This window comes from Cocleimonas flava (assembly GCF_004339015.1).
In the GTDB taxonomy this organism is placed as follows: Bacteria; Pseudomonadota; Gammaproteobacteria; order Thiotrichales; family Thiotrichaceae; genus Cocleimonas; species Cocleimonas flava.
On sequence record NZ_SMFQ01000002.1, the window covers coordinates 635,214 to 651,653 of the forward strand.

15 protein-coding genes are annotated in these 16,440 nt (G+C 42.5%); 6 read left to right on the plus strand and 9 right to left on the minus strand.

What is annotated here, in order from left to right:
- Positions 1 to 51: 51 nt before the first annotated feature.
- The 6 genes from EV695_RS02910 to EV695_RS02935 all read right to left on the minus strand — a co-directional run bounded on the left by EV695_RS02910 (position 52) and on the right by EV695_RS02935 (position 6,333).
- On the minus strand, positions 52 to 651 hold the full coding sequence (locus tag EV695_RS02910) for a flavodoxin family protein (protein WP_131904408.1): 600 nt from the start codon (positions 649 to 651) through the stop codon (positions 52 to 54).
- A gap of 52 nt (positions 652 to 703) precedes the next feature.
- Entirely contained in the window at positions 704 to 2,095 is a 1,392-nt protein-coding gene (locus tag EV695_RS02915; RefSeq protein WP_131904409.1) for an MBL fold metallo-hydrolase RNA specificity domain-containing protein, read from the minus strand.
- Positions 2,096 to 2,120: 25 nt separating this feature from the next.
- The gene (locus tag EV695_RS02920) at positions 2,121 to 2,558 is read right to left on the minus strand and encodes a host attachment protein (protein WP_131904410.1); all 438 of its coding nucleotides are present in this window, start codon (positions 2,556 to 2,558) and stop codon (positions 2,121 to 2,123) included.
- Positions 2,559 to 2,711: 153 nt separating this feature from the next.
- The gene (locus EV695_RS02925) at positions 2,712 to 3,518 is read right to left on the minus strand and encodes a hypothetical protein (RefSeq protein WP_131904411.1); all 807 of its coding nucleotides are present in this window, start codon (positions 3,516 to 3,518) and stop codon (positions 2,712 to 2,714) included.
- A 9-nt stretch (positions 3,519 to 3,527) separates the two neighbouring features.
- On the minus strand, positions 3,528 to 5,927 hold the full coding sequence (locus EV695_RS02930; protein WP_131904412.1) for an ATP-binding protein: 2,400 nt from the start codon (positions 5,925 to 5,927) through the stop codon (positions 3,528 to 3,530).
- 58 nt (positions 5,928 to 5,985) lie between these two features.
- Entirely contained in the window at positions 5,986 to 6,333 is a 348-nt protein-coding gene (locus EV695_RS02935) for a TraR/DksA family transcriptional regulator (protein ID WP_131904413.1), read from the minus strand.
- 207 nt (positions 6,334 to 6,540) lie between these two features.
- On the opposite strand from EV695_RS02935, the gene EV695_RS02940 reads away from it, so the two are divergent.
- From EV695_RS02940 to EV695_RS02950, 3 genes are all read left to right on the plus strand, one after another.
- Complete coding sequence (locus EV695_RS02940) at positions 6,541 to 7,296, plus strand: endonuclease/exonuclease/phosphatase family protein (RefSeq protein WP_131904414.1); 756 nt, start codon at positions 6,541 to 6,543, stop codon at positions 7,294 to 7,296.
- 96 nt (positions 7,297 to 7,392) lie between these two features.
- Entirely contained in the window at positions 7,393 to 8,358 is a 966-nt protein-coding gene (locus EV695_RS02945; protein ID WP_131904415.1) for a DnaJ C-terminal domain-containing protein, read from the plus strand.
- Between the two features lie 87 nt (positions 8,359 to 8,445).
- The gene (locus EV695_RS02950) at positions 8,446 to 8,790 is read left to right on the plus strand and encodes a chaperone modulator CbpM (RefSeq protein WP_131904416.1); all 345 of its coding nucleotides are present in this window, start codon (positions 8,446 to 8,448) and stop codon (positions 8,788 to 8,790) included.
- Between the two features lie 326 nt (positions 8,791 to 9,116).
- Here the strand turns inward: EV695_RS02950 and EV695_RS02955 are convergent, their stop codons facing one another.
- The 3 genes from EV695_RS02955 to EV695_RS02965 form a co-directional block, all read right to left on the minus strand.
- Positions 9,117 to 9,683 (minus strand): hypothetical protein, encoded by a 567-nt coding sequence (locus EV695_RS02955; RefSeq protein ID WP_131904417.1) that lies wholly within the window; start codon positions 9,681 to 9,683, stop codon positions 9,117 to 9,119.
- Positions 9,684 to 9,757: 74 nt separating this feature from the next.
- The gene (locus tag EV695_RS02960; RefSeq protein ID WP_131904418.1) at positions 9,758 to 10,369 is read right to left on the minus strand and encodes a response regulator transcription factor; all 612 of its coding nucleotides are present in this window, start codon (positions 10,367 to 10,369) and stop codon (positions 9,758 to 9,760) included.
- Positions 10,366 to 12,534, minus strand: a complete 2,169-nt coding sequence (locus EV695_RS02965; protein WP_243651493.1) for a PhnD/SsuA/transferrin family substrate-binding protein — start codon at positions 12,532 to 12,534, stop codon at positions 10,366 to 10,368. The genes EV695_RS02960 and EV695_RS02965 overlap by 4 nt, the downstream gene beginning before the upstream one ends.
- 509 nt (positions 12,535 to 13,043) lie before the next feature.
- Here EV695_RS02965 and EV695_RS02970 point away from each other — a divergent pair.
- The 3 genes from EV695_RS02970 to EV695_RS02980 all read left to right on the plus strand — a co-directional run bounded on the left by EV695_RS02970 (position 13,044) and on the right by EV695_RS02980 (position 16,329).
- Complete coding sequence (locus tag EV695_RS02970; RefSeq protein ID WP_131904419.1) at positions 13,044 to 14,963, plus strand: 5'-nucleotidase C-terminal domain-containing protein; 1,920 nt, start codon at positions 13,044 to 13,046, stop codon at positions 14,961 to 14,963.
- A 114-nt stretch (positions 14,964 to 15,077) separates the two neighbouring features.
- Positions 15,078 to 15,803 carry a DUF3108 domain-containing protein gene (locus EV695_RS02975; RefSeq protein WP_131904420.1) on the plus strand — a complete coding sequence of 242 codons (726 nt, stop codon included), beginning with the start codon at positions 15,078 to 15,080 and terminating at the stop codon, positions 15,801 to 15,803.
- Between the two features lie 274 nt (positions 15,804 to 16,077).
- Positions 16,078 to 16,329 carry a hypothetical protein gene (locus EV695_RS02980; RefSeq protein ID WP_131904421.1) on the plus strand — a complete coding sequence of 84 codons (252 nt, stop codon included), beginning with the start codon at positions 16,078 to 16,080 and terminating at the stop codon, positions 16,327 to 16,329.
- The last annotated feature ends 111 nt before the right edge of the window (positions 16,330 to 16,440 follow it).

Genomic DNA, 16,440 nt, shown 5'->3' on the forward strand with positions numbered 1-16,440 from the left:
ATAAATCTTACAATTTATTTTTAACCCACCCCCCACCTTTGGCGCGTTTTTTTAAACCAATTTTTCAGCCATCTGTTGTATATCCATTATTTTTGTTTCGGTTAATTCCTGATCTGGTTTACTTGCTGCCATACCCGTAAACAAAACCGCTACAGGTTTAGCGCCCACCGTTTCTGCTGATTTTTTTAGTTGCCCAATGGTTCCGAACAACCACCGCCCCATCAAACCGGGAGCCGCACTCGAAGACACTAAAATGGCTTTCTTTTTTGGGTGAATCTTAGCTTTTCGAAACAGAGGAAACTTCTCACCCCACGGCCAATAACCATAAACGACTAATCTTTCCATGAAGCGTTTGTATAACGCGGTAACAGAGCCAAAATTCGTCGGTGAAGCGAAAATGTAAGCATCTGCGCTTTCTATTTTTTCTACCAGCTCATTCAATCCATCATCGATGACACATTTGCCAGGCTTCTCTCCAGCTTGTTGTGTGCACTCTCGACAATTTAGGCAGAATTCAATGGGATGATCACGCAGATGGATATACTCGACTTCAATTCCCTGATTCAAGAGCGTTTGAATGAGTATATCTACCGCTTTATCTGTTACACCATCATCCCGATAAGAACCATTCACTGCTAATACTTTAGTCATGATGTTATTCCTATTTTCGACAATAGTTGAAGGTAAACCTGTCTAATCAGAACTAAAGCTCATACTCCTGACCGCGCTTACCTATACGCACCTCTGTATCTTCTAGAAGCCCTGCAAATACTTCCATTGCATCCACTTCACCATGCACGAGATAGGTGATTTGAGGTTTATTGATCGCTTTATGCCACGCGAGTAACTCACCTTGCCCGGCATGCGCAGAGAAACCGCCAATGGTATAAATTTGTGCATTGACTGCGATTTCTTCACCAAAAATTGAAACGGTTTTAGCACCATCAACAATTCGACGCGCCAGTGTTCCTCTGGCAGCAAAACCAACAAAGATAACGCTACACTCTTTTCGCCAGATATTCTTTTTCAGATGGTGGCGCACTCGTCCACCCGTACACATGCCAGAACCTGCAAGAATCAACGCGCCGCTATGAATATTATTCAGCGCCATTGAATCTGATGCTTCATGAGAAAAATGCAGCGATGGAAAATCAAATGGATCATGACCACTGGCAAATAACTTTTTGGTTTCGCTGTCATAGCATTCAGGATGGCGCGCAAAAATATTTGTTGCTGAGATCGCCATAGGAGAATCAAGAAACACTTGCAAACCTCTGGGTAGCTGCTTTTCTTTCCAGCCCTCGTGCAAGTAATATAAAAGCTCTTGCGCTCTTTCTAGCGCAAATGTTGGAACAATGATATTTCCACCACGTGATACGGTGTGATTAATCGCTTCAAAAAACTCATCAATAGACGGCTCAAGTTCTTTGTGCGCTCTATCACCATAAGTCGTTTCCATAACCACAACATCAGCATGCGGAGGGGTATCAGGATCTCGAAGGATAGCTCTACCGTTAGTACCCAAATCTCCAGAAAACAATACGGTGCGTTTACGACCTTCCTCTTCCAGTTCAAGAAAAATACAGGCCGAACCGAGAATATGCCCGGCATCTATAAAGGTTGCTTTGATGCCTTTTGCTACTTGAATGGGCTTGTTATAGCTTGCTCTACGACCGAAGTAATTTAGCGCATAAAGTGCATCTTCTGTTGTGTACAAAGGCTCAATCAGTGCTTTAACATGTCTTTTACGCTTCAGCTTACGATTTTTACGGCGTACGTCTTCTTCATTTAGATGAGCAGAATCCAGCATTACGACACGGGCTAATTCCTGAGTCGCCATGGTCGTAATTATTTCCCCTTCAAAGCCTTGCTTAGCGAGTAAAGGGATACGACCGCAATGATCCAGATGCGCATGAGTCAATAAAAGGAAGTCTATAGCGGCGGGATCAAAGCCGAAAGGTTTGGCGTTGTCTTCCTCAACCTCTCTGGAACCCTGAAACAGACCGCAGTCTATCAATAGCTTTTTACCCGCTACTTGAATAAGGTGACAAGAACCTGTCACACCTTCTGCCGCACCGTGAAAACTTATCTTCATCGACTTGATTCCTTGTGTTTTTGTTTTATAGATATTTAGGCAAGTGTTCCCTAATTTCTTCAGGCTCCATCATGGTTAGGTCTTTATCGAGTTCTAGCGAAACGACGTTCTCAACGTTTTTACTGAGTTCTTTACGCAGTAGACCAAGAAAGTGAGGAGATGCGATTAAATGCAATTTTCCAAATGCCTTCGTGCGTAGGTTTTCATCTAAATAATCGCTGATTTCTTTTGCAAACTGAACGGCGTATTGCTCTTTATGAGTAGAATTCACCTCGAAAGCATGCTTGTTCTGGCCTGAACCGCTAACGCCCCTGCCGGGCTTATCAGTCACTAAATCTTGCTCTAATAAGTTCGCTTCTGATGAGGTCATTGTCTGAATTTCTACAATCGGATCTACCGGTTTTTCTGCAGCAAAAATTCTAGCCTTTGCTTCATCTGCAACTACAATCCATATCTTGGACATATCAATACTCCTGGTTAGGTTTATGACGAGTCTTTTATAGAATGACTTGTTTATGATACTTACATAAGTGCTCACTAAGCGTCTTGATATCCATCAGTATTCGTCCTGATAAATCCTTCAAATAATCATCTGAGTTTCCCTCAAACAAGTATCCTATTTCACCAAGACAACCGGACATAACAGCTGATGTAGCAGTTTAACAAGAGGCTCTTGGCCCTGATCCAAGGCAAAATCAGCAGGTGCGATTAACATCTTGATTGGCTTTCTGCGTAATGTACTCGCGATATGCTGTTTCGATATTGATTCCACTGTTACTGCAATATCCGCATGATTTTTTAATAGTGTATTTAACTGATTTCTCTGAAATTCTTCAGCAGAAAAATCATCAGCAAGCAGCAAAATCTGTACAGATGACTTATCTTTTTTGGCGATTTTCAATGCAATCTTTAATGCATTTTCTGATGCTACCGACCCATTAAAAAGGGCTATAAGTGGGGGGGTGGCTTTAGTGCAATATTTAAACGCTTCAAACGATGTTTCTTTTAACTGATAACCGCCAATAAACAGAATATCGGATGAACGAATATTCTCTTTAATCCAGTTATCTTTTTCACCGCGAATAACAACAAACGAGTATTCGATGTTTTTCTGCGCAGCCACTTTCTCCAGTTCTTTCTTTTGATGACGCGCATGAGCACGCATTGTCCGATGAATACTTTCGCTATTTATATGCCTTTCTTCCGCCGACCATAGTGACACTTCACAAGATAGGGATAAATCTGCAGCGCGAATCAGGTTCTCTTCTTCGATCAACAATCCTTGCAATTGGACGTTTAAATTTTTTGCCAACGATGCTGCCGATAACAGCGATTCAATCTGATTCTTCTGGTTTTCTAACAGAATTTTCACCCCAATATCTGGACTGTTCTGTATATTCTGATTAGCGCTTTTTTCAGACATCACAACGACCTAGCTTTTATCTGTCATGGCGTATTTGCCGTGCAGTTGATGCAGCTCTTCCAGACGCTTCATTACCAGATGATTTATCGTGCCCCTGCGGTAATTGCCTTTGCGATTGGCAACGCCCACTTTCTTTCCCATAAGTAATTCAAGCGCATCATTAACGTCATCAATCGTGTGTACGTGAAACTGTTTTTTCTTCACCGCTGTAACAACATCATGCCTTAACATCAAGTGCTTTAGATTAGCGCGAGGTATAATCACCCCCTGATTTCCGCTGAGACCTCTGGCATTACATATATCGAAAAATCCTTCTATTTTATGGTTAACACCACCGATTGCTTGCGCTGCACCATGCTGATTAATGGAACCTGTCACCGCAAAGCTTTGATTGATGGGTAGTCCAGATAAAGCTGAAATCAGCGCACAGAACTCGGCAATGGATGCGCTATCGCCATCAACACCCCCATAATTTTGTTCAAACACTAATGTTGCAGAAAGTGAAAGTGGCCGATCTTTAGCATAACGATTCGCCAGACACGACGATAAAATCATCACCCCTTTGGAATGAATCGGTCCGCCTAGTTTTATTTCACGCTCGATATCCAATACATTGCCATGTCCCAAACGCGCCGTTGCCGTTATCCGTGAAGGTTGACCAAAACTGTCTTCGCCCAATTGATAGACTGATAAGCCATTGATTTGACCGACGCATTCGCCTTCGGTATCGATGAGAATGATGTCGCGTAAAATCTGTTCTCGAACTTGTTCCTGAATCTGGTCGGCTCGACGAATACGCGAATCAATCGCGCTTTGTACATGAGCTACTTCGACTTCATCTTTACCATTTTTGCCTGCCCAGTAATCTGATTCAACAATCAAATCTTTGAGCTTTCCCCGATGCAAAGAGAGCTTTTCAGCATCGCCCGTTTCTCTGGAGCAATGCTCAATAATTCTGGCAACACCCTCGCGTTTTATTGGGCGTGTTTTTTCTATGTTGGTAACGATAGAGATAATCTGCGCCAGTTGATTGACGGAATCCGCATCTCGATCAAACGATTCTGAAAAATCAGCGGTCGCTTTGAACAACTCATTGAATTCAGGATCGTAGGTTTTTAATAAATAATAAAGATATCGATCCCCGACCAACACGACTTTGACGTTTAAAGGAATCGCTTCTGGCTCTAAAGTCACCGTGCTTACGGTACTGAGCATTCTTTCTAGCGATTGCATGCGAATTTCTTTGGCGTATAAGGTCCGTTTTAAACCGTCCCATGCGAATGGATTCATTAAAAGATTCTGCATATCAAGAATCAAATAACCACCGTTGGCTTTGTGTAATGCTCCGGGTTTGATCAACGTAAAATCGGTAATCAAAGCACCATCTTGTGCGATGTGTTCTATCCTGCCGATGAGGTTGTTATAGGTAGGATTATTCTCGTATACGATGGGCGTACCCTGGAGCTCGGCATTATTAACCAGCACATTGATTTCATAACGCCTAAGTTCTGCAGATGGTGGTGCTCCCTGCCCTTCAAGTAAGCCAGAGTTCGAGTTTACCGGCAGAAAAAACTGCATATTCTGCACGATATCTTTACTGACAATATCAAGATATTTCTTAACTTCTGGTGTTTTCGAATACTTATCCATTAACGCTTTCAGAAAGGGTTTAACGGATGATTTAGCAAAGCTGGTATTGAGCTCTTTGAATTGCTCTCTGGTTTCTTTTTCCCAAACGGGTACTTCCATCACCAGATCTTTTAGTTTTTCCTTTATCTCGTCTATTTTTTCCTGTTTTGTGTTTTGCTCAATCTCATCCAGTTTTTTGAAATCTTCCTGAGACATTGGCTTGCCGTCACTAACAGGGACAATGGTATAGCCGGTCGGCGTATTGATCATGGTGATGCCTTCTGCATCAGCTTCTTCGGCAAGTTCTGCAAACGCTTTTTCTCTGCGCTCTTCGAAGGCACTTTCTATTTCTTGTATACGAGTGCGGTACTCGTCATTCTCGTAAGCAGCTGGCACTGCCAGTAATAAGTCACTCACTAACTGCGCCATGTCGGTGCGCAATTTAGAGCCAACTCCCGCTGGCAACTCAAGCGCTATTGGCTTGTAAAACTCTTCGTAATTGTCGACATAGCACCAGTCCGATGGCGGACTCTCATCTTTGGCATGCTGTTCCAACACTTTTTGCATAACCGCATGCTTACCCAGCCCCTTGGAGCCAGCTAGATAAATATTGTAGTTTTCACGGCGCATGCCAACGCCAAATTCAATTGCCTCTAACGCGCGTGATTGGCCTATGGCACCGTATTTTGAGTGATCGATTTCAGCAGTCGTGTCATATTTTATGTCTGCCGGATTCGTTACTCTATAAAGTTCTTCGGGCTTTAGTTTGATACTACTCATCTTACCCTCGTCTCATTTTTATTTAATGTTTATAGAATTTATATTAGCGGTTAAAACCTTAGGCGTCCGCGCAATGAATACAAAGCGTTGCATACGGTATTGCTTGTAAACGTTGCGGCGAAATTTCTTCTTCGCATTTGGCACAAATCCCATAAGTACCATTCTCGATGCGTTTTATTGCACTTTGCACTTGCACTAACTCTTCTCTGGTATCATTTTCTAACTGGTCGACGACTTCATCATTTTCTCGCTCTACCGCTTGTTCGGATGAGTCAATACTGTGACTACTTGATCTGTCAGCTGATAAATTTTCCAAGCGCTGCGTCAGCTCCTCTTGTAACTGTGTAAGGTGCTGTAGAGCTTTCTTATATTCACCGTTACTGTTGTTATTAGTTTGATTATTCATATTCCTATCTCCAAAATTAAAGCTATGCTCAATAAACAGGATGCTCACCCGAAAAAACGCCCTAAAGTAGGGGGGTGGCTTTTCTATTTAGAATAGACCCCCTTAAGCACCAAAGACTTGATGAGTGTCATATTATTCTCAGAACTTATGCTAAATAATAGAAACTAAATGTGATTAATGATAAACAAGAATAAAAAGGATCGATAATTGAAAATTCGTGTTCTCAGTTACAATATTCACCGTGCCATAGGGTTTGACAGGCGCTTTGCCCCTGAGCGGATTGTTGAAATTTTAAGCGAACACGATGCCGATATCGTTCTGCTCCAAGAGGTTGATGAAGGCGTACCCCGCTCTCGTGAATTAGAGCTGGCCAAGGAATTATCTGAAGCGCTGGGCTATCCCCATTACGTTATGGGACACAACGTCAGTGTAAAAAAAGGCTGGTATGGCAATGCCACACTAAGCCGTTTTCCTATTTTACGCGAACGCAATATCGACCTAACCATCGGTCAGCGCAAACGCAGGGGTTGCCAGCACTCCACCATTGAAGTCGAAAGCAGTAGCGGCAAAACCTATCCTTTGGAAGTATTCAATTTACACTTGGGACTGTCTGCGAAAGAACGCCAAAAGCAAGCGGGTGTTTTATGTCGATCAAAAGAATATGAGGATTTAGACAAGGATGCCGCATGCCTTATCGGCGGTGACTTTAACGACTGGCGATCCCTGTTACGCTCATTATTTATTGAAGGTTTAGAATTCCAGTGTGCCACCGATAAAGAAAGCAAAAAGGGTTCACCCAAGGCGATTAAAACCTACCCTTCATTCTCGCCCAAAGGTGGATTAGACCGCATCTATTATCGCGGCGGATTGCGACTACTTTCAGCGAAACGCTGTCGTTATAAGCTATCAAAAATAGCCAGCGACCATTTGCCGATTATTACCGAATTTGAGTTATTTGACTGATCGTTACCGATATTTATTAATCATTTTCAACAGCGCATTGCTCACTTATTTCACTGAAAATGCTTCACTGTTGTTACAGCTTTAAAGTAGAAAATTATGGAATATAAAGACTATTACGAAATTCTCGGGCTGAAAAAAGATGCCCCTCAAGATGAAATCAAGCGTGCTTACCGCAAACTTGCGCGCAAATATCATCCGGATGTCAGCAAAGAATCAGATGCCGAAAAGAAGTTCAAAGAAGTCGGCGAGGCCTATGAAGTCCTTAAAGACCCGGAAAAGCGCGAAGCTTACGACCAATTAGGTGCGAACTGGAAAGCAGGTCAGGACGGATTTCAACCGCCACCCGATTGGGAACAGAATTTTGATTTTGGCGGCGGTGGCTATACACAAGGTAACGCTGAAGATTACAGTAGTTTCTTTGAAGACTTATTTGGTGGCGATCGTGCCAGCAGTGGTCGTTACTATCGTTCGGGCGGCGCAACAGGTGGTTTTCAGGCTAAAGGTGAAAACGTACGCGCCAAGATCATGGTCGATTTAGAAGACTCATTAAATGGCACCAAACAATCCGTAAAAATGGCGATTCCCGAAGTCAATGAACAAGGGCAAGTCGTCAGCAAACATAGAACCTTGAGCATAAAAATCCCCAAGGGAATCAAAGAAGGTCAAACCATTCGCCTTAGCAAACAAGGTAACCCCGGACATGGCGGCGGTGAGCCAGGAGATTTGCTGATTGAAGTCGCCTTCAACCCGCATAAACTCTATAACATCAACGAAAAAGATATTTCCTTGAATGTACCCGTCGCCCCGTGGGAAGCCACTCTAGGCGCAAAGATAAAAGTACCTACGCCGGACGGCAAAAAAGTGGATATGAAAATTCCACCAGATTCTCAACAGGGGCGTAAGCTCAGATTGAAAGGCAAAGGTCTCCCGGGTAAAAATGCTGGTGATTTTTATGTAGTACTACAAATTACACTACCACCTTCTTCAAACCCTAAAGTGAAGGAATTCAATGAAAAAATGCGCGACGAGATCGACTTTAATCCGCGCAGTTATTTATTCTAAAATCGGTAAAAGCCAATTATTGAAAACCTTATTTATTACTTAAAAATCTAATAAATAAGCGACAAACAAGAACATAGAGAAAATACGATGAGTACAAATGTGATGAATATTATATCTGGAAGCATACTCGAAGAAGAACCAACCTTAAATCTTGCAGAGCTATGCCAGTGCTGTCAAACCCCTGCCGAATTTATCATTCGGCTGGTTGATCAAGGTGTTATTGCACCGCTTGAAGGCGAATCCACCCGTCAATGGCGCTTCCATCAAAGCGCGCAAATACGCACGCATAAAGCACTACGCTTAAGACAAGATTTAGGTATTAACCTATCCGGAGTGGCATTATCTTTGGAGCTAATGGATGAAATTGATAAGCTGAAAAGAGAACTAAATCATCTCAAACACATTGCAGAACACGAATTATTTGACGCTTGAAATTGAAGTTATACTTACCCCTCTGCTTTGTTGATTTACAGAAAAAATGCCTATAAGTAGGGGGGTGTCAAAATCATGCACGAAGGACAGGTAACAATCACTTCCCGTTCATGGAAAGAAATCCTTTCAGATAGAGCCTAAAGTTATACCCTTTGGAAGTATTTAAAGACGTACCTGATCATTCTTGTTGCTGCAGCTTCTGGGATGATATCAGTGTACATTTTGAATAAAGGTAAAACGCTACTTGAGCTTATCTATGACTGTATCGGGGTTTGGTTTCCTTAATGGCTACTTATATGATTAGTTCAAGCTAGGCGTTTTCTCAATCAAGGCCGATAAACCTCATTTGCTACCCGCGTTAATAAAGTCAAAAAAAACGCAACATCATCTGATTTCAAATCTTGATGGGATTGAAGAAAGTCTCCCGTTTTCGAATCATCTTTGTTGCTATGAAGCTCGCCATCTTTTAACACCAGAGATGTGCGAACAAATTCCGCTGCTCTGTTATGGCAGGAGCTACATTCATCTTTAAAACGAGGCGGGGTTTCTGTTTCTGCGAGTAGCATGTCGTATATGGCACTTTCCTGATTTTTTACCAGATAATGGTTATGCAGAAATAGCTGAAAGCTTTCTTTATGCAGCGGTCCTTGTAACTTGCCATCAACCACTTTTAGAAAGGTTCGTGCGAAATCACCTGAGTGACTGTGACATTCTGAGCAATTTCTATCCCAGAATTTATGCAGATCAGGGCCTGTTGGTTTCTTTTCTGTCGCAGCAAGCATTTGCGGCAACAGCAACGAGAATACAAACAGCAGAAGCAATAAACGTGCAATATTAAAGCTCACAAGCACGTCGAAAAAGGAACGGAAATTCTGATTCATTGTGTTTTTCATATTTATACCTGTTTAAAGTCTGATTAATGCAACTTTGTTTACACCCCCCCACTTATAAACACTTTTTTGCCATATCACATTGGCCGTAATGAAATTATCATTCGCATCAAGTCAGATAGTGTTCGTGCCTGCATTTTGTCCATGACTTTGGAACGATGTGCTTCTACTGTCGATTGGCTAATATGCAGTTCACTAGCGATATTTTTATTCTGCATGCCGGTGACTATCAGCTCCATGACTTCCTTTTCGCGATCGGTGAGGTTATCTACTTTGGCTTGAATTTCGGCAAGTCGTGAGGCTCTGCCTCGCTGCTCAGCATCTTTTTCGATGGCTACATGAATACTGTCCAATAGCTCTTGTTCGTTAAATGGCTTTTCAAGAAACTCAGAAGCGCCGGCTTTTACTGCCCTGACCGCCATTTGTACATCACCATGACCAGTGATTATGATGATCGGTGGGCAGATAGGTTCTTTGCTCAGCTGCTCTTGCAAGGTGAGGCCACTCATTCCTTTCATGCGAACATCAAGGATCAGACAACCAGCTCTTGATCGATCAAAACTATCCAGGTAGCTTTGCGCAGAATCAAAGGTTTCTGTTTCCAAGCCAACGGATTCTATTAATAGTTTTAAAGAATCACGAACTTCTTCATCATCATCTACAATAAAAACAGTTATTTGCTCACTCATGCGACTTCCTTGTTTTTGGTTTTTCTTATGTTGTTTTCTTTCTCTATTTTAGGGCTTTTGACAATAGGTAGTTTAAAACTAAAGCAAACGCCACCCTCGACGTTATCTTCAATAATTATCTTGTCATCGTGTGTTTCGATAATACCCTGACTGATCGATAAACCTAAACCCATACCCTGCTCTTTGGTAGTAATAAATGGGTCGAAAAGCTGCTCTACTACCTCCTTATCAATCCCTGAGCCGGAGTCTGAAATGCTGATTTTTAACTTACCGTCTTGCTGGTTTTCGGTTTTGATAATGAGGTTTCTTTGGCCTTCTGGTGTATCTTCCATCGCCTCGACAGCATTTCTAACCAGATTAATAATAACCTGTTCTATTTGAGTATCTTGCGCTAAAACCCATTCTACTGAATCATCAATATCCAGCTGAAGCGTGACCATCTTGCGCTCGATTTCCATGTGCGTTAGCTCTAACACCACATCTAACATTTCAGACACTTTAACGGGCTTTTTATCTGGCAGGTCTTTATTCACGAAGTGCCTGATTTGCTTGATTACAGCACCTGCTCTTTCTGCCTGTTTAGATATTTTTTCCATGACTTCAGAACATTGATCTTGCATCGATTCATCTGTTGAATCTTTAGAGCCCAACATGCGGATACAAGCACGAGAATAGTTATTTATCACGGTTAATGGCTGGTTTAACTCATGCGCAATTCCCGATGCCATTTCACCCAAGGTACTCAAGCGCGCAACATGGAACAGCTGCAATTGATGTTCGATGGTTTTCTTTTTTACCAGCTCGCGTTGTGTGATATCGCGAAACACAACCGCGCTGCCGATAGTTGTATTTCTAGGACCTTTTATGGGTGTACAGCTGTATTCCACTGAAATCGTTGAGCCATCAGCCTTCCAAAATATATCGTCATCTATAAAACGCGGCAAACTATCATTGGTTGTTTTATAAACGGGACATTCTTCCACTGGATAATGCGTACCATCGGCATGCGAATGATGCAAAATAGTGTGCTGATTATTACCGACCAATTGAGCGGTTTTCCAGCCTGTTATATTTTCTGTCGCTTTGTTTGCGAAGGTGCAATTGCCGTTAAGGTCGACGCCATAAATTCCATCGCCGACCGAATCAAGCAATCTTTCATAGTGCCGCTCCATACGCAGTTGAATGCGTTTTAAACGCTTATTTCTACGAACCACCGCTGACGTTATAACGCCCATTCCTAGCAAAACGATTGCAGCGGCGACTCCCCAATACCAGTATTTTTTAACGACATCTTTGACCGTGAACTTACCAATCTGGTCGTAAGGCGGCAGCCTCAACTCCTGAAATAACTCGTGTACTTGCTGATAATCTAAAGGTAAATCCCAAACTGCATATTTGCCTGCTAATGCAGCAGGGTGTTCTTTCGGCATGGCAAATAAAGCCAAGGCTACTTTTTTCGCTAACTCGTCAGAGGTTTTTTGCAATTTGCTAAATGGCCACTCGGGATATAAGCGGGTACTTAATCTAAAAGGAAAGTTGCTGTCAGTTTGTGGATTGATTATTCGGACCTGAGTTAAATCTAAGCCAGCGGTATTCGACATACGTTCTAAAATATCAGTACGTACCGTTCCAGCATCTATTTCACCATTGATGACAGAGCGCACCACATGATCGTGAATGCCACCAAATTCTAGCTTCGAGAAATCTTCATAAGGATTGATACCTTTCGCTTGCAGCTCTCTCCATGCCATTTGAAAACCACCTAAAGAGGTCGCATCAACCGCCATAAACGATTTACCATGGAGGTCTTCCAACGTTTGAATATCTTCGCGATCTTTTCGGGTAAAAATTACCCCGCCAAAAACTTTATACGCATCGTCACCACGCAGGTTGTACATAGTCCCCAGTCGGGAGACACGATATTTGTATTCCAGATTTACATAGATACCCGGATTAACCAGAATGAAATCAACTTCGTCATTTTTAACCGCGCTATCGACTTCATCAAAATCCAGAGGAATAATTTCAAAATCATAATCAGGAAGTTTGTTTGTTAAATAACGAGCAGTGGGTCCCCATGAATTCAGCGTGAAGGTATCACCACGATGACTCAACACCCCAATTTTTATAAATGGGTCTTCAGCATAGGCCAAACTATTTGTCATCGACAAAAGCAGTAACCACAGTAAAGAAACAATTCGAATCATAAGTAAAAATTAGCGGGGTCAGTAGACACAGTCTATCCTATTTCTGACATTTGAGGGACTGTACAATCGTTTTAGCTGTCTTTCAAACCGCTCTTTTTCAAAGTTTTTTTCAATACATCAATGAAATATTCTGGTATTCCACAATAACGATCAAGGTAAACACTAGTCCACTGCATACAAACTCGCCTAGTGAGTGTGGAACTGCGGTATTGCCCATAATACAGTTTATTAGATTTAATAATGAGCTAGACTTTCTTTACCCATTTCAGTAAATTCCAAGGAAGACTATTCAAGTCAATAACAATGAAAAGGCACGTAGAAGTGCCAGAAAAGTTCAAGAGGAGAGCTTTTAAGCCACATCCAATCGTGGTGGTTTTAGTGCATTCCCCAATTTTTTTTGAGCTTAAGTTTATAGCACTTGAACAGGCTTCCTTTACGTATCCTCATACTAAAAACAGGAGTCCTCCATGCCTACTATGGATAAACGAACCTTTCTTAAAATACTTGCTGCAGGCACCGCTAGTGCCGGATCTTTACCGTGGATTATGCATCAGGCACAGGCTGAAAATATCAAACAGGCGTCGATGCCAGAAGGTTATTATTCGATACCCAAGAAAGGTCAGGCACGCATCCTACATACGACTGATGTGCATGGTCAGTTACTCCCCGTTTATTTTCGTGAGCCCAATGTCAATTTAGGTGTTGGACCTGCATTAGGTAGACCGCCACATATTGTCGGCAAAAAGCTCCTGGAAAAAATGGAGCTCCCTTTAGATGGTCCAGAGGCTTACGCCTACACCTACCTCGACTTTTATAATGCGGCAAAAAAATACGGTAAAACCGGGGGCTATTCACACCTTAAAACGCTGCTCGATTCCTTACGCAAAGATGCCGGCGGCAAAGATAACACCATCACACTGGATGGCGGCGACTTATGGCAAGGCTCTGGTACATCCTTATGGACTCGCGGCGTTGACATGGTTGAAGCGTCTAACATCCTGGGTGTAGATGTGATGATCGGCCATTGGGAGTTCACTTATAACGAAGCCGAAGTACTCAGCAATGTGGCTTTATTCAAGGGTGATTTCATCGGGCAGAATGTTCGCGTTAAAGAAGACTCTTTGATGGATGATGCCTATGCAGAACTCGTAGAAGAAAATGATGGTCGCGGACTGTATGACGAAGATGAAGGCTATGCTTTCCAGCCTTACGTTATGAAAGAAGTTGGCGGCAAACGCATTGCGGTAGTCGGACAAGCATTTCCGAGAACAGCGAATGCTAATCCTCCAGAGTTTTTCCCTGACTGGTCATTTGGTCTGCGTGAAGAAGACATGGCAAATCTGGTCAAGAAAATTCGTAGCGAAGAAAAACCTGATGCCGTCGTAATGCTATCTCACAACGGCATGGATGTAGATATCAAGATGGCTGAAAACGTCGGTGGCATTGATGCGATCTTCGGTGGTCATACGCATGACGGCATGCCAAAACCAATCGAAGTAACGAGCAAAGGGGGTAACAAGACCTTAGTCACCAATGCCGGTTCTAATGGCAAATTCGTTGGCGTGATGGATTTTGACATATCCGATGGCAAGACCAATATGCATTATCACATGAAGCCTGTAATCACGAACTGGTTGCCTGCCGACAAAGAAATGGAAGCCTATCTGTCACAAATGCGTAACACCAAATATGATGAAAATATTGTTGAAGCGCGTAATGAAAATTTCAAAGTAAACAAAGACCGCCTGGGTAAAACCTACGATGAGATTCTCACTGAAAAATTAGCCATTGCCGATCGCACGTTGTACCGACGTGGTAACTTTATGGGTACCTGGGATCAGGTGTTGTGTAACGCGCTTCGTCACGAATACAAAGCAGACATTTCATTCTCTGCTGGCGTTCGCTGGGGAACATCTACTCTAAAAGGCGATTGGATCACCATGGAAGATGTCATGACGCAATGCTCCATGACCTACGCAGAAACCTACAGTAATGAAATCACAGGCAAAGCGTTACTAGAAACGCTTGAGCAAATTGCGGACAACCTATTCGACCCCGACCCTTACCTTCAATCTGGTGGCGATATGGTGCGCGTTGGTGGATTGGATTACACCATCGACCCAAGCAAAAAGCTTTACGAGCGCATTACTGATGCGCGTCTGGATAACGGTGAAAAAATCGAACCGGACAAAAGCTACAAACTCGCCGGCTGGGCAACGGTTAATCGCACGCCAGAAGGGCGTTTAATGTGGGATGTTGTGCGCGATTATATTCTGGCTGCAAAAGGTAAAGACGATAGGCTCAACTTGCCTAAAATGAATCGCCCGAAGATCGTTGGGATGAACGACAATCCTGGTTTAGCTGACTATGCAGGCGAAACAGGTTAATGGCGAAAGCGTCAATACAGTGACCGCTGTAACCACAACATCCGTTAAGTAGAAACAATCTGAACTTTTAAATTCTGTGCTAGTCTTTATAGTAATCCCTTTTGAGTTTACATAATGAGACTAGCTACAGTTTTTAATACCAAAAAGAATGCGCTCTATACGTTTCTACTGAGTTTGATATTACTTTCAACTCAGGCTGCTCAGGCTTTACCTAAAGCATTTGAAGCTGACTATTCAGTTGCCAAAGGCAGCATGAGTCTGGGTAATCTGAATGCGTCACTCCAGTATTCTGGCAATCGTTATATCTATTCAAAATCGACAAAAGCCACTGGTATTGCCGCTATGTTGACAGGAATTACGATCACCGAAAAAACAGATGGCCTATTTTCTGGGCAAACCATCGTGCCCCAAAATTATCTGTTCAATCAATCGCGTCGCAGTAAATCACGGATTGACAAAATACACTTCAATGGCAAAAGTGCCGTTGGTAGTTACAAAGATAATAAATTCAATCTGGCAGTACAACCGGGCATTCAAGATAGGGCTTCGTTGGAGTTAGTGTTAGCGAATGATATTGGCAGCAATAAGCAGCAGCTAAACTATACCGTTGTCGAACGTGGAAAAGTGAAGCAATACAACTTTCAGAAACTAGGCAATGAGCAAGTTCAAACTCCAGCCGGAACCTTTAACACGGTTAAAGTAAAAGTGGTTAGAACCGGCAATAAACGAGAAACAGTTTTTTGGCTTGCAAAAGAAATCGATTTCGTACCGGTAAAAATACGCCATCGCGAGAAAGATGATGTCATCACTACCGTTATCAGAAGCTACAAAAAGATCTGATCGAGTGACTAGGCACTTAATTTTTTAAGGCCTAGCCGACCTAAAATCATTTAAAAACAAGAATCTTCAAACTTCCGTTATTTCTCTTTGGGCGCTTGTTTTTCGCTATATTTGCCTACTTTCTATACAAAGTCCTAACAATTCTGTGACATTAGACACAGAATGCTTCATTTTCATATGACAAACTGTCTTTAAGCTTTCGCATTTAAAGAACAAAAAAGCACGGGGTTAATATTAAGGGAATTTCAAGGTCCCATTAACTATGGTGAGTAAAATGAAGAAACTTGCAGCAGCAGTATTATCCATTTCTTTCATGATCGCATCACAAGGCGCAATAGCCTGCGATGACAAAGCTTGTGAAAGAGCGTATCTATCATCAACGTCTCAATACATCTCAAACCATGGTCGACAGGCAAACACCGCACGCACCGAACGTGAAGCACATGCGTTAAATCGTGAGCGTCGTGATTATGCCGTACAAAGCCATTTGCATAGAGCGAAACAGTTCTTATCAAGCTCTAAATAAGCCGTTTGAAAAGAGCAAGTGATTAATCACTTTACTCAAAGTGTCTATGTAGAGCACTTGAGAAAAACCGCCCCAAAGTGGGGGGGTGTATTTTGCGTTTAACGCATTAAT